Here is a 17449-nt window from a genome sequence, read left to right on the forward strand (position 1 = left end):
GGACCCCAGTGGCGAAGGCAAAGTTCGAGCGGACTAAGCCGCACGTCAACATCGGCACCATCGGTCACATCGACCACGGTAAGACGACCCTCACGGCCGCCATTACCAAGGTGCTGCACGACGCGTACCCGGACCTGAACGAGGCCTCGGCCTTCGACCAGATCGACAAGGCTCCCGAAGAGCGCCAGCGCGGTATCACCATCTCCATCGCGCACGTCGAGTACCAGACGGAGTCGCGTCACTACGCGCACGTCGACTGCCCCGGTCACGCGGACTACATCAAGAACATGATCACGGGTGCCGCGCAGATGGACGGCGCCATCCTCGTGGTCGCCGCCACCGACGGCCCGATGCCGCAGACCAAGGAGCACGTGCTCCTGGCCCGCCAGGTCGGCGTCCCCTACATCGTCGTCGCCCTGAACAAGGCCGACATGGTGGACGACGAGGAGATCCTGGAGCTCGTCGAGCTCGAGGTCCGTGAGCTCCTCTCCGAGTACGAGTTCCCGGGCGACGACGTTCCGGTCGTCAAGGTCTCGGCGCTCAAGGCGCTCGAGGGCGACAAGGAGTGGGGTGAGTCCGTCCTCAACCTGATGAAGGCTGTCGACGAGTCCATCCCGCAGCCCGAGCGTGACGTCGAGAAGCCGTTCCTCATGCCGATCGAGGACGTCTTCACGATCACCGGTCGCGGTACGGTCGTCACCGGCCGCATCGAGCGTGGTGTCCTGAAGGTCAACGAGACCGTCGACATCGTCGGTATCAAGACCGAGAAGACCACCACCACGGTCACCGGCATCGAGATGTTCCGCAAGCTGCTCGACGAGGGCCAGGCCGGTGAGAACGTCGGTCTGCTCCTCCGTGGCATCAAGCGCGAGGACGTCGAGCGCGGCCAGGTCATCATCAAGCCCGGCTCGGTCACGCCGCACACCGAGTTCCAGGCGCAGTCCTACATCCTGTCGAAGGACGAGGGTGGCCGTCACACCCCGTTCTTCAACAACTACCGCCCGCAGTTCTACTTCCGTACCACGGACGTGACGGGCGTTGTGACCCTTCCCGAGGGCACCGAGATGGTCATGCCGGGTGACAACACCCTCATGGACGTCGCGCTGATCCAGCCGGTCGCCATGGAAGAGGGCCTGAAGTTCGCCATCCGTGAGGGTGGCCGGACCGTGGGCGCCGGCCAGGTCACCAAGATCATCAAGTAGTTTCTGCTTGGTCCTTGGACCTGGTGGCTCACTGAGTCGCACAGAAGGGCCCCGCACCTCCTCGGAGGTGCGGGGCCCTTCGCGTACGTACGGGTCGGTGCGCCGGACATGGTTGTAGGGCCCCGGTACCTCAGGGCGGAGAGGTACGGGGGCCCTACGGCTGGGTGGGGCGTCCGGTCAGACGCCCGCGATCGACTGGATCCAGGACCGGTACGCGGTGACGTTGGTGTACGCGGTCGTGGTCTGGCGGTCGCTGGTGGAGGCGACGCCGACCTGGATGCCGTTGGCCGTCATCGGGCCGCCGGAGTCGCCGCCGGCGGTGATGCCGTTGCCCCGGCGGGCACAGATCGCCGAGCCGCCGTACGCGTCACCGCAGCCGCCGGTGACCGTCACGTCGGCCACCTTCAGGTAGCGGGACTGGCAGTTGGCCTCGGAGCCGCACTGGGAGGTGGCGCCCCAGCCCCAGACCTGCACGCCCTGCCCGACGCTGACCGAGCCGGGCTGGCCGAGGCGGGAGTAGGTGGTCTGCACCGAACGGTCCAGCCGGACGAGGGCCAGGTCCGAGCTGTGGGTGTAGGTCTGGGCGCCGTTGGCGACCACACCGCCGCTGTGCTGGTCGAGACTGCCGATGCGGAACGACAGGCCGCCGCCGGTGACGCAGTGCTTGGCGGTGAGGATCCAGGTCGGCGCGATGATCGTCGCCGAACAGGTCTCTCTGCCGTTCGAGAAGAGACGCGCGGCCCATGGGGCGTTCTGCGCGTAGCCGCCGCCGATGATCTGGGTGGTCGGGGGCGGGGCGTCCTGGAGCGGCGGCGCGGGTGCGGCCGTCGCGGACGGTGCGAAGAGCGAGAGGACGCAGGCCGCTGCTGCGGCGACAGCGGGCATGAGCCGGGATATGCGCATGATGCCTCGTTTCGCGCGACACGCTGGGTGGGCGTGTCCGTGGGGGATGGTGGGCAACAGGGTGCCGGAGCGCGACGAGGCCGGGGTACTAACGTTTGGCCATAACACGGCGTTATGGGGCGGGAGTTGGCGGGAACGCGATCGCTTCTACGGCCGCCACAGCCAGGGCGCGCCGTCCGGCCCGAACCCCACGACGGCGGGCCGCCCGCCGGCCCCCAGGTGGAGGGCGGCGCCGTCCAGGGCGACCGGGCCCCGCGACCGTACGGCGGTGCCCTCGGCGGTACGCACCTGGATCCGGCCCTCCGCGGACCGGCCGAGCAGGACCGGGCCGCTCGGTGCGGCGGCGGCGGTCACCGGACCGTACCCGTCGAAGCGGGGTACGGGGGCGGGGTCGGCCCGGACGACGGCGAGCCCCTCCCGCGCGGCCGGCCGGTAGTACAGCTCCACGGAGCCGTCGGGCGCGGGGAGTGCGCCGGGCGCGTGCGCGGGGACGGGGGAGCCGGTGAGCTGGGTACGGGCGGTGACGTCGGCCCCCGGGGCGTCCTGGGTCCAGTGGTGCACGGCATGGTGCCCGGCCGCGTACACATGGACGCGCCCCGCCGTGTCCACGACCGCGGTCACCCCGTCCTGGACCTCGCCGCCGCCCATGTCGCGCCAGGCGCTCCAGCGGCCGGTGGCCGCGTCGCGCACCCGGGTGCTGAGCCCCTTCTCCGCGTTGCGCACGAAGAGGTGGACGCGGCCGTCCGGCGCGGCGACGGCGACGGGTATCCCGATGCGGCGGCCGTGGTCGCGGCCCGCGGCGGGGTTGCCGAGCCCGCGCCAGGCCCGGAAGGGGCCGCCGGGGGAGCGCTGCTCCAGGAGCACGATCTCGCGCTCGTTGGCCGTGCCCTGCCCGCCGAGCGCCGCGAACCGCAGCCCGAACAGCAACTGCCGCCCGTCCGCCGTCGTCGCGGAGCCCAGCACCGGGGCGAGCGGTCCGCCGCCGAGGTCGTCCGGCGCGCCCAGGATCCCGCTGCCGGGCGCGCTCTCGCTCCACCGCACGGCCCGCAGCCCCAGCACCCCGTAGGCGGTGAGCCGCCCGTCCGGGGCGGAGGCGACGACGGCCCGGGGGCCCGGGTAGCGGTGCTGGGTGGAGCGGACCCAGCCCTTCCGGCTGGTCAGCGGCCGGTCGCCGCCGATGTTGTAGTCGCCGCAGCCGGACGGGTTGCCGCACTCCCAGTCGGGCGCTCCGCCGTACGGGACGAGGTGGGCGGCCTTTCGCTCCAGCACCGAGGGCGGCAGGTTCTTGGGCCAGTGCTGGTTGTAGTACCCCCGGAACGCGGCGACGACGAACCCGGGCACGGGCTCACCGCGCCCTGTCGCGGCCGCCACCCAGCGGATGAGGGCCGCCCAGGCGAAGCACCCGGCCGGGGTGTGGTCGGCGTGGTCGGAGTACCCGGGCTGCTCGCTGTCCCGGAGGCGTTCGTACTCGCTGCTGAACCGCAGGTCGGGGTCCGGGTCGAGGGTGTGCACGACGGTCGGCCGGTAGCGGTCCAGCAGTCCGACGAGGACGTCGATCATCGACTCGTACGTATACGAACCGGCCCGGTCCAGCGGTGAGCCGTCGGCGACGACGGTACGCAGCACGAGCCGGCGGTCCTGCCAGAGACTGGGCAGCCCGAGCCGGTGGCGCGCGGTGTGCATCGAGGTATTGAGGAAGACCAGCTCGACCCGGCGCACTCCGTCGGCCAGCACGTTCAACTCGGCCCGGTGGCCGCCGTGCAGGGCGAGCACGGTCTTCTGCCAGGGCGTGAACCGGTCGAGCCCGAGCAGCTCGGCGTACGCCTGGCGCAGGCCCTGCTGACGGGCCGAGACGTACGCGGCATGGTCGGGCTTCGGCTTCGGGGCTCCCGGGACCTTGTTGAGGCCGTCGGCGTCGCCCGCGGTGAGGTAGACGCAGACCACGGAGGTCCCGGCGTCGAGGGCCTCGCGGGTATCCGGGTTCATGAGGTACAGGTCGTCGTCGGGGTGGGCCAGGACCTGCATCAGCAGCGCCCGCCGACTGCTCGCTATGGCCAGACCCGGGGCGGGGTCGGGGGCCGGGTTCCGGCGGCGGGGGGCCGGTACGGCGCATCCGGCGGTGGCGGTGGTCGCGGTGGCCGCGAGGAGGAGGGTGCGCCGGGGCATCCGTATCCGGGACAGCACAGATCGATCCACCACGCCACGCACCCCGTCCGTCCCGCTTCCCCCGCAGCGGGCGAACGGCCGCCCTGTCCTGCGTACTGCCTGGTTCTCTGCGCAGGCCGGCGGCCGGTCGGGCCGCTCCTGCGGGGGGATAGACGGAGATCGGGGCGGGCGGGTTGCGTGGTCGGGGTGAACCGCACACCAGGACCGGTCCCGCCGGGCACAGTGAATCGAACGGTTCCACTGCTCGAAACGGAGGCGCAGGGGTGGACATGAGCCAGGCGGAGCGCATCGCCGCGGCCCTGATCGGGGAGGCCCTTCACGGAGTGGTTCCCGAGCCGGTCCTTGAGCCGTTCGGCGGGGGCGTGAAGTACTGCCGGGAACACCGCGTTCGCAGATCCGGGAAGCGTGTCACCCTGACGCGGAACTACTGGCTGAAGGGCATTCCGCGAGAGGCGGCGAAGGGTGTGGCGCTCCTGGTCTTCGGGAACTGGAGGGAGGCCGGCCACCGCGTTGACGCCGCGCCGGATCACGAAGGCCGTGTGGTCGCAGCCAGTCTGAGGAGCAGGCCCGACGCCTTCCTCATGCAGGTCGCCATGGGGCTGGGCGGTCAGCTGAGCGTCGGCGTCACCTCGCCCTGCTTCCGGGACCGGGGCTGACCGGCCCCGGTAGCCCCCGTAGAGCCGCCGGACGGAGCTTCGCGGGGGCCCGACGCCGCCGGATGCGCGCCCGCGTTTGAGTCCGCGTCGGCACGGGGTAGGATTTCCGACTCGATTGGCCAGGCCCGCGCCCCGTATGGCACACTGACCAGGTTGCTCGGTTGAGTGTCAATGCTGCGCGCCTCCCGCCGGGAGGACCGGAAGCGAGTCCCACAGTACTCGTCGGCCCCTAGGGCCGGACGTACGGGAATCTTCCGGGAAGCAATGCAGGGCGCCGGCCAGGCACCCGGTGGGTGTTCCGCCCCCGGTTCCGCGGTCTCAGGGTCCGCACCCCCTTGGTTGGGATCTCCTTCGGGAGATTTTCGTAGAGGGGATGCGACACGCCCGACCGCGTGGGTCGGAGGAGGAGTCCAGAGAACCCCCGGGTTCCAGAGCGTTACGAGAGACAGGACTACTAGTAGCCATGGCGGGACAGAAGATCCGCATCCGGCTCAAGGCCTACGACCACGAGGTCATCGACTCCTCGGCGAAGAAGATCGTCGAGACGGTGACCCGCACTGGTGCGTCGGTCGCGGGCCCGGTGCCGCTGCCCACTGAGAAGAACGTGTACTGCGTCATCAAGTCGCCGCACAAGTACAAGGACTCTCGCGAGCACTTCGAGATGCGCACGCACAAGCGCCTCATCGACATTCTCGACCCCACGCCGAAGACGGTTGACTCGCTGATGCGCCTCGACCTGCCGGCGGGCGTCGACATCGAGATCAAGCTCTGAGGGGACGGGCCGAGATGAGCAAGAACATCAAGGGCGTCCTGGGCGAGAAGCTCGGCATGACCCAGGTCTGGGACGAGAACAACCGGGTTGTCCCGGTGACCGTCGTCAAGGCCGGTCCGTGCGTCGTGACGCAGGTCCGTACGAACGACAGCGACGGCTACGAAGCGGTCCAGATCGCCTTCGGCGAGATCGACCCGCGCAAGGTGAACAAGCCCCTCAAGGGTCACTTCGCCAAGGCCGACGTCACCCCGCGCCGCCACCTGGTGGAGCTCCGCACCCCTGACGCCAGCGAGTACACGCTGGGCCAGGAGGTCACTGCCGAGGTGTTCGAGTCCGGCGTCAAGGTTGACGTCACGGGCAAGAGCAAGGGCAAGGGCTTCGCCGGTGTCATGAAGCGTCACAACTTCAAGGGCCTCGGCGCCGGGCACGGCACCCAGCGCAAGCACCGTTCCCCCGGTTCCATCGGTGGCTGCGCCACCCCTGGGCGTGTCTTCAAGGGCATGCGCATGGCGGGCCGCATGGGTAACGAGCGCGTCACCACCCAGAACCTGACCATCCACGCGGTTGACGCGGAGAAGGGTCTGCTCCTCATCAAGGGCGCGGTCCCCGGTCCGAACGGCGGCCTCGTCCTGGTCCGTACCGCGGCCAAGGGGGCTTGAGGTAATGAGCACCATTGACATCCTTTCGCCGGCAGGCGACAAGGCCGGTACCGTCGACCTCCCCGCGGAGATCTTCGACGCCAAGACCAGCGTTCCGCTGATCCACCAGGTCGTTGTCGCTCAGCTGGCGGCTGCCCGTCAGGGCACGCACAAGACCAAGCGCCGCGGCGAAGTCCGCGGTGGTGGCAAGAAGCCTTACCGCCAGAAGGGCACCGGCCGCGCCCGTCAGGGTTCGACCCGCGCCCCGCAGTTCGCCGGTGGTGGCGTCGTTCACGGCCCGCAGCCGCGTGACTACTCGCAGCGGACCCCGAAGAAGATGAAGGCCGCCGCCCTGCGCGGTGCCCTCTCGGACCGGGCCCGTCACTCCCGTATCCACGTCGTCACCGGCGTGGTCGAGGGTGCCGCCTCCACGAAGGCCGCCAAGACGCTGCTCGGCAAGATCTCGGAGCGCCAGAACCTGCTCCTGGTCGTCGACCGCGCCGACGAGGCCGCGTGGCTGTCCGCGCGCAACCTGCCCCAGGTGCACATCCTGGAGCCGGGCCAGCTCAACACGTACGACGTGATCGTCTCTGACGACGTGGTCTTCACCCAGGCCGCTTTCGAGTCCTTCGTGTCTGGCCCCCAGACCGCTGAGACCGAAGGGAGCGACGCCTGATGAGCGAGGCGACCGTTACCAGCAAGACGTACTCGGACCCGCGTGACGTTCTCGTCAAGCCCGTGGTCTCCGAGAAGAGCTACGCGCTGCTCGACGAGAACAAGTACACGTTCATCGTCGCGCCCGGCTCCAACAAGACCCAGATCAAGCAGGCCGTGGAAGCGGTCTTCTCGGTCAAGGTCACCGGGGTCAACACGATCAACCGGCAGGGCAAGCGCAAGCGCACCAAGACCGGCTTCGGCAAGCGCTCCGACACGAAGCGCGCCATCGTGACCCTCGCCGAGGGCGACCGTATCGACATCTTCGGCGGCCCGACCTCCTAGTGAGGTCGAGTCGTCCGGAATCGGACGAGGACTGAGAAATGGGTATCCGCAAGTACAAGCCGACGACCCCGGGCCGTCGTGGCTCCAGCGTCGCCGACTTTGTCGAGATCACGCGGTCCACGCCGGAGAAGTCGCTGGTCCGCCCTCTGCACAGCAAGGGCGGCCGTAACAACGCCGGTCGTGTGACCGTTCGCCACCAGGGTGGTGGCCACAAGCGCGCCTACCGAGTGATCGACTTCCGTCGTCACGACAAGGACGGCGTGCCGGCCAAGGTCGCGCACATCGAGTACGACCCGAACCGCACCGCGCGCATCGCGCTGCTGCACTACGCGGACGGCGAGAAGCGTTACATCGTCGCTCCCCGTGGCCTGTCGCAGGGTGACCGTGTCGAGAACGGTCCGACCGCCGACATCAAGCCCGGCAACAACCTGGCGCTGCGCAACATCCCGGTCGGTACGACCATCCACGCCATCGAGCTGCGGCCCGGCGGCGGCGCGAAGTTCGCCCGTTCCGCGGGTGCCTCCGTGCAGCTGCTGGCGAAGGAGGGCACCATGGCCCACCTTCGTATGCCGTCGGGTGAGATCCGCCTGGTCGACGCGCGCTGCCGCGCGACGATCGGTGAGGTCGGCAACGCCGAGCAGTCGAACATCAACTGGGGCAAGGCCGGCCGTATGCGCTGGAAGGGCGTTCGCCCGACCGTCCGCGGTGTCGCGATGAACCCGGTTGACCACCCGCACGGTGGTGGTGAAGGCAAGACCTCCGGTGGACGTCACCCGGTCTCGCCGTGGGGTCAGAAGGAGGGTCGTACTCGTTCTCCCAAGAAGGCGAGCAACAAGTACATCGTCCGCCGCCGCAAGACGAACAAGAAGCGCTAGGAGCGGGTTTAGATGCCGCGCAGTCTCAAGAAGGGGCCCTTCGTCGACGGCCACCTCATCAAGAAGGTGGACGTACAGAACGACGCGGGGACCAAGAACGTCATCAAGACCTGGTCCCGTCGCTCGATGATCGTCCCGGCCATGCTGGGTCACACCATCGCGGTGCACAACGGCAAGATCCACGTCCCGGTGTTCGTCACCGAGTCGATGGTCGGCCACAAGCTCGGCGAGTTCTCGCCGACTCGCACCTTCCGCGGCCACGTCAAGGACGACCGGAAGTCGAAGCGCCGCTAGCGCGGGGTGGAAACGACTATGACTCACACCGAAGGGACAACCATGGAAGCCAGGGCCCAGGCGCGGTACATCCGCGTCACGCCCATGAAGGCCCGCCGAGTGGTGGACCTCATCCGTGGCATGGATGCCACGGAGGCTCAGGCGGTCCTGCGTTTCGCCCCGCAGGCCGCGAGCGTGCCGGTTGGCAAGGTGCTGGACAGCGCCATTGCCAACGCTGCACACAACTACGACCACCCTGACGCCTCTTCGCTGGTCATCAGCGAGGCGTACGTGGACGAGGGTCCGACCCTGAAGCGGTTCCGTCCGCGTGCTCAGGGCCGGGCCTACCGGATCCGTAAGCGGACCAGCCACATCACCGTGGTCGTCAGCAGCAAGGAAGGAACCCGGTAATGGGCCAGAAGGTAAACCCGCACGGGTTCCGGCTCGGCATCACCACGGACTTCAAGTCCCGCTGGTACGCCGACAAGCTGTACAAGGACTACGTCAAGGAAGACGTCGCCATTCGTCGCATGATGACGAAGGGCATGGAGCGGGCCGGCATCTCGAAGGTCGAGATCGAGCGCACCCGCGACCGCGTCCGCGTTGACATCCACACCGCCCGTCCGGGCATCGTCATCGGTCGCCGTGGCGCCGAGGCCGATCGCATCCGCGGCGAGCTGGAGAAGCTGACCGGCAAGCAGGTCCAGCTGAACATCCTCGAGGTCAAGAACCCCGAGGTGGACGCTCAGCTGGTGGCCCAGGCCGTCGCCGAGCAGCTCTCCTCCCGCGTCTCCTTCCGTCGTGCCATGCGTAAGAGCATGCAGAGCTCGATGAAGGCCGGCGCCAAGGGCATCAAGATCCAGTGCGGCGGTCGCCTCGGCGGCGCCGAGATGTCCCGCTCGGAGTTCTACCGCGAGGGCCGTGTGCCCCTGCACACCCTCCGTGCGAACGTCGACTACGGCTTCTTCGAGGCCAAGACGACCTTCGGCCGCATCGGTGTGAAGGTCTGGATCTACAAGGGCGACGTCAAGAACATCGCCGAGGTTCGCGCCGAGAACGCCGCGGCCCGCGCCGGTAACCGTCCGGCTCGTGGCGGCGCTGACCGCCCGGCCGGCCGCGGTGGCCGTGGTGGCGAGCGTGGCGGTCGCGGCCGTAAGCCGCAGCAGTCGCCGGCAGCCGAGGCCCCCAAGGCCGACGCTCCCGCCGCCGCTGCTCCGGCTGCTGAGAGCACCGGAACGGAGGCCTGACCGAAATGCTGATCCCCCGTAGGGTCAAGCACCGCAAGCAGCACCACCCGAAGCGCAGCGGTATGTCCAAGGGTGGCACGCAGGTTGCGTTCGGCGAGTACGGCATCCAGGCGCTGACCCCGGCATACGTGACGAACCGTCAGATCGAGTCCGCTCGTATCGCGATGACCCGTCACATCAAGCGTGGCGGCAAGGTCTGGATCAACATCTACCCGGACCGTCCCCTGACGAAGAAGCCTGCCGAGACCCGCATGGGTTCCGGTAAGGGTTCTCCCGAGTGGTGGATCGCGAACGTCAAGCCGGGTCGGGTGATGTTCGAGCTGTCCTACCCGAACGAGAAGATTGCTCGTGAGGCGCTCACCCGCGCTGCTCACAAGCTTCCGATGAAGTGCCGGATCGTTCGGCGCGAGGCAGGTGAGTCGTGATGTCGGCCGGTACCAAGGCGTCCGAGCTGCGCGAGCTGGGCGACGAGGAGCTCCTCAACAAGCTCCGCGAAGCCAAGGAAGAGCTGTTCAACCTCCGCTTCCAGGCGGCGACGGGCCAGCTCGAGAACCACGGCCGGCTCAAGTCCGTCCGTAAGGACATCGCCCGGATCTACACCCTGATGCGTGAGCGCGAGCTGGGCATCGAGACGGTGGAGAGCGCCTGATGAGCGAGAAGACTGTGACTGAGACCAACACCGACCGCGGTTTCCGCAAGACCCGTGAGGGTCTGGTCGTCAGCGACAAGATGGACAAGACCGTCGTCGTCGCTGTCGAGGACCGCGTCAAGCACGCGCTGTACGGCAAGGTCATCCGCCGTACGAACAAGCTCAAGGCCCACGACGAGCAGAACGCTGCAGGCGTCGGCGACCGCGTCATCATCATGGAGACGCGTCCGCTGTCGGCCTCGAAGCGCTGGCGCATCGTCGAGATCCTCGAGAAGGCCAAGTAATTCCTGAGGGATTTTCCCCTCAGGTCAGTTCCGCCAGGCTCGGTGGGGTGCCTCCCCGGTAACGGAGAGGCACCCGCCGGGAACCGGCAGACGATCAGGAGATAGACGTGATCCAGCAGGAGTCGCGACTGCGCGTCGCCGACAACACGGGTGCGAAGGAAATTCTCACCATTCGTGTTCTCGGTGGCTCGGGTCGCCGCTACGCGGGTATCGGTGACGTCATCGTCGCCACCGTCAAGGACGCGATCCCCGGTGGCAACGTGAAGAAGGGTGACGTCGTCAAGGCCGTCATCGTTCGCACCGTCAAGGAGCGTCGTCGTCAGGATGGCTCGTACATCCGCTTCGACGAGAACGCCGCCGTCATTCTGAAGAACGACGGCGACCCCCGCGGCACCCGCATCTTCGGCCCGGTGGGCCGGGAGCTGCGCGAGAAGAAGTTCATGAAGATCATCTCGCTCGCGCCGGAGGTGCTGTAAGCATGAAGATCAAGAAGGGCGACCTGGTTCAGGTCATCACCGGTAAGGACAAGGGCAAGCAGGGCAAGGTCATCGTGGCCTACCCCGCTCAGGACCGCGTCCTCGTCGAGGGTGTCAACCGGGTCAAGAAGCACACCAAGGCCGGTCAGACGGCTCGCGGTTCGCAGACGGGTGGCATTGTCACCACCGAGGCCCCGATCCACATCAGCAACGTTCAGCTGGTCGTGGAGAAGGACGGCAACAAGGTTGTCACCCGCGTCGGCTACCGCTTTGACGACGAGGGCAACAAGATCCGCGTTGCCAAGCGGACCGGTGAGGACATCTGATGACTGCCACCACTGCGCCGCGTCTCAAGACGCGCTACCGCGAGGAAATCGCCGGCAAGCTGCGTGAGGAGTTCTCGTACGAGAACGTCATGCAGGTTCCCGGTCTGGTCAAGATCGTGGTCAACATGGGTGTGGGCGACGCCGCCCGCGACTCCAAGCTGATCGACGGTGCCGTCAAGGACCTCACCACGATCACCGGCCAGAAGCCGGCCGTCACGAAGGCCCGCAAGTCCATCGCGCAGTTCAAGCTGCGCGAGGGCCAGCCGATCGGCTGCCACGTCACCCTCCGTGGTGACCGGATGTGGGAGTTCCTGGACCGTACGCTGTCGCTCGCGCTTCCGCGTATCCGTGACTTCCGTGGCCTGTCGCCGAAGCAGTTCGACGGCCGTGGCAACTACACCTTCGGTCTCACGGAGCAGGTCATGTTCCACGAGATCGACCAGGACAAGATCGACCGGGTCCGGGGCATGGACATCACCGTGGTCACCACGGCGACCAACGACGACGAGGGTCGTGCCCTCCTTCGTCACCTCGGCTTCCCGTTCAAGGAGAACTGACCGTGGCGAAGAAGGCTCTGATCGCTAAGGCCGCCCGTAAGCCGAAGTTCGGCGTGCGCGGGTACACCCGCTGCCAGCGCTGCGGCCGGCCCCACTCCGTCTACCGCAAGTTCGGCCTGTGCCGCGTGTGCCTTCGTGAGATGGCTCACCGTGGCGAGCTGCCGGGCGTGACCAAGAGCTCCTGGTAACTCTCCTCCGCCCTAGGGCGAAGGGAAGTTCCGGAGACTCTCGGTAAGCATCTGGGTCGGCAGGAGCCCGTCCTTTCATGCCGTAGGCTTGAAGGGTTGGGCGCCTGCCGCCCAAGACCGACTTACTACGCCGTAGGTCCCCGCACCGCACCCGTCCCGCCACTGAGTGGGGAGAGGGATGGCGCATACAGGAAACCCCGGCGAGAGAGGCCGAAGGCCAACTCATGACCATGACTGATCCCATCGCAGACATGCTCACGCGTCTGCGTAACGCGAACTCGGCATATCACGACGATGTCTCGATGCCGCACAGCAAGATCAAGTCGCACATCGCGGAGATCCTCCAGCAGGAGGGCTTCATCACCGGCTGGAAGGTCGAGGACGCCGAGGTCGGCAAGAACCTCGTCCTCGAGCTGAAGTTCGGCCCGAACCGCGAGCGCTCGATCGCCGGCATCAAGCGGATTTCGAAGCCGGGTCTGCGTGTATACGCAAAGTCCACCAACCTGCCGAAGGTTCTCGGCGGCCTGGGCGTGGCGATCATCTCCACGTCCCACGGTCTCCTGACCGGCCAGCAGGCAGGCAAGAAGGGCGTAGGTGGGGAAGTCCTCGCCTACGTCTGGTAGTCGGGAAAGGAAGGAAAGCTCATGTCGCGAATCGGCAAGCTCCCCATCCAGGTTCCCGCCGGTGTGGACGTCACCATCGATGGCCGTACGGTCGCCGTGAAGGGCCCCAAGGGTTCCCTCACGCACACCGTTGCCGCGCCGATCGAGGTCTCCAAGGGTGAGGACGGCGTGCTCAACGTCTCCCGCCCGAACGACGAGCGTCAGAACAAGGCCCTCCACGGCCTGTCCCGCACGCTGGTGGCGAACATGATCACCGGCGTGACCGCGGGTTACTCCAAGGCGCTCGAGATCAGCGGTGTCGGTTACCGCGTCCAGGCGAAGGGCTCCAACCTGGAGTTCGCCCTGGGCTACAGCCACCCGATCCTCATTGAGGCTCCGGATGGCATCACCTTCAAGGTCGAGTCGCCCACGAAGCTCAGCGTCGAGGGCATCGACAAGCAGAAGGTCGGCGAGGTAGCCGCCAACATCCGCAAGCTGCGGAAGCCCGACCCGTACAAGGCCAAGGGCGTCAAGTACGCGGGCGAGGTCATCCGCCGCAAGGTCGGAAAGGCTGGTAAGTAGCCATGGCATACGGTGTGAAGATCGCCAAGGGCGACGCATACAAGCGTGCCGCCCTCAAGCGCCGCCACATCCGCGTCCGCAAGCACATCTCCGGTTCGCCGGAGCGTCCTCGCTTGGTCGTGACGCGTTCCAACCGCCACATCGTGGCCCAGGTCATCGACGACATCGCGGGCCACACGCTCGCGTCGGCGTCGACCCTGGACACCTCGATCCGTGGTGGCGAGGGTGACAAGAGCGCCCAGGCCCAGCAGGTCGGCGCCCTTGTCGCCGAGCGCGCCAAGGCCGCAGGCGTCGAGGCCGTCGTGTTTGACCGCGGTGGTAACCAGTACGCCGGGCGGATTGCCGCTCTGGCTGACGCCGCCCGTGAAGCCGGGCTGAAGTTCTAAGCCCCGGTTCCTACGCACAGCGGACGTAACAGAGAGAGGTAAATCCAATGGCTGGACCCCAGCGCCGCGGAAGCGGTGCCGGTGGCGGCGAGCGGCGGGACCGGAAGGGCCGTGACGGTGGCGCTGCCGCCGAGAAGACCGCGTACGTCGAGCGCGTCGTCGCGATCAACCGCGTCGCCAAGGTTGTGAAGGGTGGTCGTCGCTTCAGCTTCACCGCGCTGGTCGTGGTGGGCGATGGTGACGGCACCGTCGGTGTCGGATACGGCAAGGCCAAGGAAGTTCCCGCGGCCATCGCCAAGGGTGTCGAAGAGGCCAAGAAGAACTTCTTCAAGGTCCCGCGCATCCAGGGCACCATCCCTCACCCGATCACGGGCGAGAAGGCTGCGGGCGTCGTCCTGCTCAAGCCGGCTTCCCCCGGTACCGGTGTTATCGCCGGTGGCCCGGTGCGCGCCGTGCTCGAGTGCGCCGGCGTTCACGACATCCTGTCGAAGTCGCTTGGCTCGTCCAACGCGATCAACATCGTGCACGCGACCGTGGCGGCCCTCCAGGGCCTGCAGCGTCCCGAGGAGATCGCGGCCCGCCGCGGTCTGCCCCTCGAGGACGTCGCCCCCGCGGCTCTGCTTCGTGCACGTGCGGGAGCGGGTGCGTAATGGCTCGCCTCAAGATCACGCAGACGAAGTCGTACATCGGCAGCAAGCAGAACCACCGCGACACCCTGCGTTCGCTCGGGCTCAAGCGCCTGCACGACACGGTTGTCAAGGAGGACCGCCCCGAGTTCCGCGGAATGGTTCACACCGTCCGCCACCTCGTGACGGTTGAGGAGGTTGACTGACATGGCGGAGAACAGCCCGCTGAAGGCCCACAACCTCCGGCCTGCCCCGGGCGCCAAGACCGCCAAGACCCGTGTGGGTCGTGGTGAGGCGTCCAAGGGTAAGACCGCAGGCCGTGGTACCAAGGGTACGAAGGCTCGTTACCAGGTTCCGGAGCGCTTCGAGGGTGGCCAGATGCCCCTCCACATGCGTCTCCCGAAGCTCAAGGGCTTCAAGAACCCGTTCCGCACGGAGTACCAGGTCGTGAACCTGGACAAGCTCGCGACGCTCTACCCCGAGGGTGGAGAGGTCACGGTGGCCGATCTGGTCGCCAAGGGCGCTGTGCGCAACAACCACCTCGTCAAGGTCCTCGGACAGGGCGAGATCTCCGTGGCGCTGCAGGTTTCGGTTGACGCCGTCTCCGGCTCCGCCAAGGAGAAGATCACCGCCGCCGGCGGTACGGTCACCGAGCTCGTCTGAGCCGCGGGACAGAACTGAGCCTGGCCGGCTGCCTCTTCGGAGGTGGCCGGCCAGGCTTTTCCGTATTCACGGCGCTGTACGGGAACCGTAAAGCCTCGGGAAAGGTTGAACGGGTGTCCACCGCACCGGCGGTGGGGGAGTCCGAGGTCGTTCACGTCCCAAATGGTGTGGCTTGGCCGGTCTTTCGCGGCGCGGGCCGGGAGGCGGGCGGTGCACCGGTGTGCGGCGCGTGTTTCCTGCTCAGTCCCGGGCCGGGTAGGGTGGCGCCGTTAATCTTTTGTGGCCTCCTTACGATGTAGGGCTGCCTTGTATCCGATCCCGTCCAGTCCCATCCAGACCCGTCGCCTCTGACGCACAGCGCGGGGGTCGCAGGAGGCACCGTGTTCACCGCGTTCGCCCGAGCGTTCAAGACGCCCGACCTGCGCAAGAAGCTGCTCTTCACGCTCGGCATCATCGTGATCTATCGGCTCGGGGCACACATCCCGGCCCCCGGCGTCGACTACGCGAAGGTGCAGCAGTGCATCGACCAGGCCGACTCGGGTGGCCTCCTCGGTCTGATGCAGATGTTCAGCGGTGGCGCCCTGTTGCAGATCACCATCTTCGCGCTCGGCATCATGCCGTACATCACGGCGAGCATCATTCTCCAGCTGCTGACCGTCGTGATCCCGCGCCTGGAAGCCCTGAAGAAGGAGGGGCAGTCCGGCACGGCGAAGATCACGCAGTACACGCGTTATCTGACGGTCGCGCTGGCGGTCCTCCAGGGCACCGGCCTCGTCGCCACCGCCCGCAGCGGCGCGCTCTTCCAGAACTGCTCCGTGGGCAGCCAGATCGTCGCGGACAAGTCGGTCTTCACCACGGTCATCATGGTTCTCACGATGACCGCCGGTACGGCCGCCGTCATGTGGCTCGGCGAGCTCATCACCGACAAGGGCATCGGCAACGGCATGTCGATCCTCATGTTCATCTCGATCGCCGCCACGTTCCCCGGCGCCCTGTGGGCCATCAAGGAGAGCGGCAAGCTGGCCGACGGCTGGATCGAGTTCGGCACGGTCATCCTGATCGGCTTCGTGATGGTCGGCCTCGTCGTCTTCGTCGAGCAGGCCCAGCGCCGGATCCCGGTGCAGTACGCGAAGCGCATGATCGGACGCCGGTCCTACGGCGGTACGTCCACGTACATCCCGCTGAAGGTGAACCAGGCGGGTGTGATTCCGGTCATCTTCGCGTCGTCGCTGCTCTACATCCCGGCGCTGATCGTCCAGTTCTCCAACTCCCAAGCGGGCTGGGCGACCTGGATCGCGGACAACTTCGTGACCGGTGACCACCCGTACTACATCGCGACGTACTTCGTACTCATCGTGTTCTTCGCCTTCTTCTACGTGGCCATTTCGTTCAACCCCGACGAAGTCGCCGACAACATGAAGAAGTATGGTGGCTTCATCCCGGGTATCCGGGCAGGTCGACCTACTGCCGAGTATCTGAGCTACGTGCTCAACAGGATCACTTGGCCGGGCTCGCTGTACCTGGGCCTGATCGCTCTGGTGCCGACGATGGCGTTGGCAGGCTTCGGCGGTGCGAACCAGAACTTCCCGTTCGGCGGGACGAGCATCCTCATCATCGTGGGTGTGGGTCTGGAAACCGTGAAGCAGATCGAGAGTCAGCTCCAGCAGCGCAATTACGAAGGGTTCCTCCGCTGATGCGAATCGTCCTCGTCGGGCCTCCGGGTGCCGGCAAGGGAACGCAGGCTGCGTACCTTGCCGACAACTTGTCGATTCCGCACATCTCCACGGGCGACCTCTTCCGCGCCAACATGAGCCAGGGCACCGACCTTGGCAAGCAGGCCCGCGCCTACATCGACGCGGGACAGCTGGTGCCGGACGAGGTCACCATCGGGATGGCCAAGGACCGCATGGCCCAGTCGGACGCCGTGAACGGCTTCCTGCTGGACGGCTTCCCGCGGAACGTGGGCCAGGCCGAAGCCCTTGACGTGATGCTCGAGGACGAGGGCGTAAAGCTGGACGCGGTCCTCGATCTCGAGGTCCCCGAGGACGAGGTCGTGAAGCGGATCGCGGGTCGTCGCGTCTGCCGCAAGAACAGCGCGCACGTCTTCCACGTGACGTACAGCCCGCCGAAGTCCGAGGGCGTCTGCGACGTCTGCGGCGGCGAGCTGTACCAGCGGCACGACGACAGCGAAGAGACGGTCCGTACCCGGCTGGAGGTCTACCACACGCAGACCGAGCCGATCATCGACTACTACCGGGCCCAGGGCCTGGTAGTGACCATCTCCGCGCTGGGTGAGGTCGCGGACGTGACCGCCCGCGCCATGGAGGCCCTGAAGGTCTCCGACGAGGGCTGAGCGTCACCCCGTACACATCCGTAGTG

Annotated in this window: 27 protein-coding genes; 25 read left to right on the forward strand and 2 right to left on the reverse strand. The window is 67.3% G+C overall.

The genetic code is table 11. The annotated features are described in order from the left end of the window. Window positions 1-8 precede the first annotated feature (8 nt). Window positions 9-1202: an elongation factor Tu gene (tuf, locus tag ACIQPT_RS09925; protein ID WP_010058805.1), complete on the forward strand. Its 1194-nt coding sequence runs from the start codon at window positions 9-11 to the stop codon at window positions 1200-1202. A gap of 177 nt (window positions 1203-1379) precedes the next feature. Here the strand turns inward: tuf and ACIQPT_RS09930 are convergent, their stop codons facing one another. Together ACIQPT_RS09930 and ACIQPT_RS09935 are read right to left on the reverse strand one after the other, a co-directional pair. Then, complete coding sequence (locus ACIQPT_RS09930; RefSeq protein ID WP_401154486.1) at window positions 1380-2105, reverse strand: S1 family peptidase; 726 nt, start codon at window positions 2103-2105, stop codon at window positions 1380-1382. A gap of 147 nt (window positions 2106-2252) precedes the next feature. Then, a complete protein-coding gene (locus tag ACIQPT_RS09935) occupies window positions 2253-4271 on the reverse strand; it encodes a PIG-L family deacetylase (RefSeq protein WP_401154666.1) in 2019 nt (672 codons plus the stop codon). Between the two features lie 269 nt (window positions 4272-4540). Between ACIQPT_RS09935 and ACIQPT_RS09940 the strand changes: the two genes are divergently transcribed. The 24 genes from ACIQPT_RS09940 to ACIQPT_RS10055 all read left to right on the forward strand — a co-directional run bounded on the left by ACIQPT_RS09940 (window position 4541) and on the right by ACIQPT_RS10055 (window position 17423). Next, window positions 4541-4927, forward strand: coding sequence for a hypothetical protein (locus ACIQPT_RS09940; RefSeq protein ID WP_401154488.1), 387 nt, complete (start codon window positions 4541-4543; stop codon window positions 4925-4927). A 463-nt stretch (window positions 4928-5390) separates the two neighbouring features. Next, complete coding sequence (gene rpsJ, locus ACIQPT_RS09945) at window positions 5391-5699, forward strand: 30S ribosomal protein S10 (RefSeq protein WP_003948644.1); 309 nt, start codon at window positions 5391-5393, stop codon at window positions 5697-5699. A gap of 14 nt (window positions 5700-5713) precedes the next feature. Then, window positions 5714-6358, forward strand: coding sequence for a 50S ribosomal protein L3 (rplC, locus tag ACIQPT_RS09950; protein WP_003966960.1), 645 nt, complete (start codon window positions 5714-5716; stop codon window positions 6356-6358). A 4-nt stretch (window positions 6359-6362) separates the two neighbouring features. Beyond that, window positions 6363-7013, forward strand: a complete 651-nt coding sequence (gene rplD / locus ACIQPT_RS09955; RefSeq protein ID WP_003966959.1) for a 50S ribosomal protein L4 — start codon at window positions 6363-6365, stop codon at window positions 7011-7013. Next, window positions 7013-7336, forward strand: coding sequence for a 50S ribosomal protein L23 (rplW, locus tag ACIQPT_RS09960; RefSeq protein WP_007446738.1), 324 nt, complete (start codon window positions 7013-7015; stop codon window positions 7334-7336). The genes rplD and rplW overlap by 1 nt, the downstream gene beginning before the upstream one ends. A gap of 38 nt (window positions 7337-7374) precedes the next feature. Next, on the forward strand, window positions 7375-8211 hold the full coding sequence (gene rplB / locus ACIQPT_RS09965; RefSeq protein WP_003966957.1) for a 50S ribosomal protein L2: 837 nt from the start codon (window positions 7375-7377) through the stop codon (window positions 8209-8211). Window positions 8212-8223: 12 nt separating this feature from the next. Beyond that, on the forward strand, window positions 8224-8505 hold the full coding sequence (gene rpsS / locus ACIQPT_RS09970) for a 30S ribosomal protein S19 (protein ID WP_103509564.1): 282 nt from the start codon (window positions 8224-8226) through the stop codon (window positions 8503-8505). A gap of 42 nt (window positions 8506-8547) precedes the next feature. Continuing rightward, on the forward strand, window positions 8548-8895 hold the full coding sequence (rplV, locus tag ACIQPT_RS09975; protein WP_026290933.1) for a 50S ribosomal protein L22: 348 nt from the start codon (window positions 8548-8550) through the stop codon (window positions 8893-8895). Continuing rightward, a complete protein-coding gene (gene rpsC / locus ACIQPT_RS09980; protein ID WP_007446736.1) occupies window positions 8895-9731 on the forward strand; it encodes a 30S ribosomal protein S3 in 837 nt (278 codons plus the stop codon). The genes rplV and rpsC overlap by 1 nt, the downstream gene beginning before the upstream one ends. 5 nt (window positions 9732-9736) lie before the next feature. Next, a complete protein-coding gene (rplP, locus tag ACIQPT_RS09985) occupies window positions 9737-10156 on the forward strand; it encodes a 50S ribosomal protein L16 (RefSeq protein WP_003966953.1) in 420 nt (139 codons plus the stop codon). Further along, window positions 10156-10380 carry a 50S ribosomal protein L29 gene (gene rpmC, locus ACIQPT_RS09990; RefSeq protein ID WP_003966952.1) on the forward strand — a complete coding sequence of 75 codons (225 nt, stop codon included), beginning with the start codon at window positions 10156-10158 and terminating at the stop codon, window positions 10378-10380. The genes rplP and rpmC overlap by 1 nt, the downstream gene beginning before the upstream one ends. Continuing rightward, complete coding sequence (gene rpsQ / locus ACIQPT_RS09995) at window positions 10380-10664, forward strand: 30S ribosomal protein S17 (protein WP_073718385.1); 285 nt, start codon at window positions 10380-10382, stop codon at window positions 10662-10664. Before rpmC ends, rpsQ begins: the two co-directional genes overlap by 1 nt. A gap of 107 nt (window positions 10665-10771) precedes the next feature. Further along, window positions 10772-11140 (forward strand): 50S ribosomal protein L14, encoded by a 369-nt coding sequence (rplN, locus tag ACIQPT_RS10000; protein WP_003966950.1) that lies wholly within the window; start codon window positions 10772-10774, stop codon window positions 11138-11140. A 2-nt stretch (window positions 11141-11142) separates the two neighbouring features. Next, the gene (gene rplX, locus ACIQPT_RS10005) at window positions 11143-11466 is read left to right on the forward strand and encodes a 50S ribosomal protein L24 (protein ID WP_007446729.1); all 324 of its coding nucleotides are present in this window, start codon (window positions 11143-11145) and stop codon (window positions 11464-11466) included. Further along, on the forward strand, window positions 11466-12023 hold the full coding sequence (rplE, locus tag ACIQPT_RS10010; protein ID WP_003966948.1) for a 50S ribosomal protein L5: 558 nt from the start codon (window positions 11466-11468) through the stop codon (window positions 12021-12023). Before rplX ends, rplE begins: the two co-directional genes overlap by 1 nt. A 2-nt stretch (window positions 12024-12025) precedes the next feature. Beyond that, window positions 12026-12211 carry a type Z 30S ribosomal protein S14 gene (locus ACIQPT_RS10015; RefSeq protein ID WP_003948630.1) on the forward strand — a complete coding sequence of 62 codons (186 nt, stop codon included), beginning with the start codon at window positions 12026-12028 and terminating at the stop codon, window positions 12209-12211. A 224-nt stretch (window positions 12212-12435) separates the two neighbouring features. Next, window positions 12436-12834: a 30S ribosomal protein S8 gene (rpsH, locus tag ACIQPT_RS10020; protein ID WP_007446728.1), complete on the forward strand. Its 399-nt coding sequence runs from the start codon at window positions 12436-12438 to the stop codon at window positions 12832-12834. 21 nt (window positions 12835-12855) lie between these two features. Continuing rightward, on the forward strand, window positions 12856-13395 hold the full coding sequence (gene rplF, locus ACIQPT_RS10025) for a 50S ribosomal protein L6 (protein ID WP_018960206.1): 540 nt from the start codon (window positions 12856-12858) through the stop codon (window positions 13393-13395). Between the two features lie 2 nt (window positions 13396-13397). Continuing rightward, complete coding sequence (gene rplR, locus ACIQPT_RS10030) at window positions 13398-13781, forward strand: 50S ribosomal protein L18 (protein ID WP_015610732.1); 384 nt, start codon at window positions 13398-13400, stop codon at window positions 13779-13781. Window positions 13782-13828: 47 nt separating this feature from the next. After that, entirely contained in the window at window positions 13829-14431 is a 603-nt protein-coding gene (gene rpsE / locus ACIQPT_RS10035) for a 30S ribosomal protein S5 (protein WP_030084329.1), read from the forward strand. Further along, window positions 14431-14613, forward strand: a complete 183-nt coding sequence (gene rpmD, locus ACIQPT_RS10040; protein ID WP_056701158.1) for a 50S ribosomal protein L30 — start codon at window positions 14431-14433, stop codon at window positions 14611-14613. Before rpsE ends, rpmD begins: the two co-directional genes overlap by 1 nt. 1 nt (window position 14614) lies before the next feature. Further along, window positions 14615-15070, forward strand: coding sequence for a 50S ribosomal protein L15 (gene rplO / locus ACIQPT_RS10045; protein WP_003966942.1), 456 nt, complete (start codon window positions 14615-14617; stop codon window positions 15068-15070). A 380-nt stretch (window positions 15071-15450) separates the two neighbouring features. Continuing rightward, window positions 15451-16764: a preprotein translocase subunit SecY gene (secY, locus tag ACIQPT_RS10050; protein WP_401154495.1), complete on the forward strand. Its 1314-nt coding sequence runs from the start codon at window positions 15451-15453 to the stop codon at window positions 16762-16764. Then, window positions 16764-17423: an adenylate kinase gene (locus ACIQPT_RS10055; RefSeq protein ID WP_401154496.1), complete on the forward strand. Its 660-nt coding sequence runs from the start codon at window positions 16764-16766 to the stop codon at window positions 17421-17423. Before secY ends, ACIQPT_RS10055 begins: the two co-directional genes overlap by 1 nt. The last annotated feature ends 26 nt before the right edge of the window (window positions 17424-17449 follow it).

This window comes from Streptomyces sp. NPDC091289 (genome assembly GCF_044757365.1).
Classification (GTDB): domain Bacteria; phylum Actinomycetota; class Actinomycetes; order Streptomycetales; family Streptomycetaceae; genus Streptomyces.

What these genes read in the sequence shown, in the direction of transcription:
- ACIQPT_RS09930 (WP_401154486.1), bottom strand. Translation starts at nt 2,105, where the DNA reads ATGCGCATATCCCGGCTCATGCCCGCTGTCGCCGCAGCAGCGGCCTGC.
- ACIQPT_RS09935 (WP_401154666.1), bottom strand. Translation starts at nt 4,271, where the DNA reads ATGCCCCGGCGCACCCTCCTCCTCGCGGCCACCGCGACCACCGCCACC.
- ACIQPT_RS09940 (WP_401154488.1), top strand. Translation starts at nt 4,541, where the DNA reads ATGAGCCAGGCGGAGCGCATCGCCGCGGCCCTGATCGGGGAGGCCCTT.
- rpsJ (WP_003948644.1), top strand. Translation starts at nt 5,391, where the DNA reads ATGGCGGGACAGAAGATCCGCATCCGGCTCAAGGCCTACGACCACGAG.
- rplC (WP_003966960.1), top strand. Translation starts at nt 5,714, where the DNA reads ATGAGCAAGAACATCAAGGGCGTCCTGGGCGAGAAGCTCGGCATGACC.
- rplD (WP_003966959.1), top strand. Translation starts at nt 6,363, where the DNA reads ATGAGCACCATTGACATCCTTTCGCCGGCAGGCGACAAGGCCGGTACC.
- rplW (WP_007446738.1), top strand. Translation starts at nt 7,013, where the DNA reads ATGAGCGAGGCGACCGTTACCAGCAAGACGTACTCGGACCCGCGTGAC.
- rplB (WP_003966957.1), top strand. Translation starts at nt 7,375, where the DNA reads ATGGGTATCCGCAAGTACAAGCCGACGACCCCGGGCCGTCGTGGCTCC.
- rpsS (WP_103509564.1), top strand. Translation starts at nt 8,224, where the DNA reads ATGCCGCGCAGTCTCAAGAAGGGGCCCTTCGTCGACGGCCACCTCATC.
- rplV (WP_026290933.1), top strand. Translation starts at nt 8,548, where the DNA reads ATGGAAGCCAGGGCCCAGGCGCGGTACATCCGCGTCACGCCCATGAAG.
- rpsC (WP_007446736.1), top strand. Translation starts at nt 8,895, where the DNA reads ATGGGCCAGAAGGTAAACCCGCACGGGTTCCGGCTCGGCATCACCACG.
- rplP (WP_003966953.1), top strand. Translation starts at nt 9,737, where the DNA reads ATGCTGATCCCCCGTAGGGTCAAGCACCGCAAGCAGCACCACCCGAAG.
- rpmC (WP_003966952.1), top strand. Translation starts at nt 10,156, where the DNA reads ATGTCGGCCGGTACCAAGGCGTCCGAGCTGCGCGAGCTGGGCGACGAG.
- rpsQ (WP_073718385.1), top strand. Translation starts at nt 10,380, where the DNA reads ATGAGCGAGAAGACTGTGACTGAGACCAACACCGACCGCGGTTTCCGC.
- rplX (WP_007446729.1), top strand. Translation starts at nt 11,143, where the DNA reads ATGAAGATCAAGAAGGGCGACCTGGTTCAGGTCATCACCGGTAAGGAC.
- rplE (WP_003966948.1), top strand. Translation starts at nt 11,466, where the DNA reads ATGACTGCCACCACTGCGCCGCGTCTCAAGACGCGCTACCGCGAGGAA.
- rpsH (WP_007446728.1), top strand. Translation starts at nt 12,436, where the DNA reads ATGACCATGACTGATCCCATCGCAGACATGCTCACGCGTCTGCGTAAC.
- rplF (WP_018960206.1), top strand. Translation starts at nt 12,856, where the DNA reads ATGTCGCGAATCGGCAAGCTCCCCATCCAGGTTCCCGCCGGTGTGGAC.
- rplR (WP_015610732.1), top strand. Translation starts at nt 13,398, where the DNA reads ATGGCATACGGTGTGAAGATCGCCAAGGGCGACGCATACAAGCGTGCC.
- rpsE (WP_030084329.1), top strand. Translation starts at nt 13,829, where the DNA reads ATGGCTGGACCCCAGCGCCGCGGAAGCGGTGCCGGTGGCGGCGAGCGG.
- rpmD (WP_056701158.1), top strand. Translation starts at nt 14,431, where the DNA reads ATGGCTCGCCTCAAGATCACGCAGACGAAGTCGTACATCGGCAGCAAG.
- rplO (WP_003966942.1), top strand. Translation starts at nt 14,615, where the DNA reads ATGGCGGAGAACAGCCCGCTGAAGGCCCACAACCTCCGGCCTGCCCCG.
- ACIQPT_RS10055 (WP_401154496.1), top strand. Translation starts at nt 16,764, where the DNA reads ATGCGAATCGTCCTCGTCGGGCCTCCGGGTGCCGGCAAGGGAACGCAG.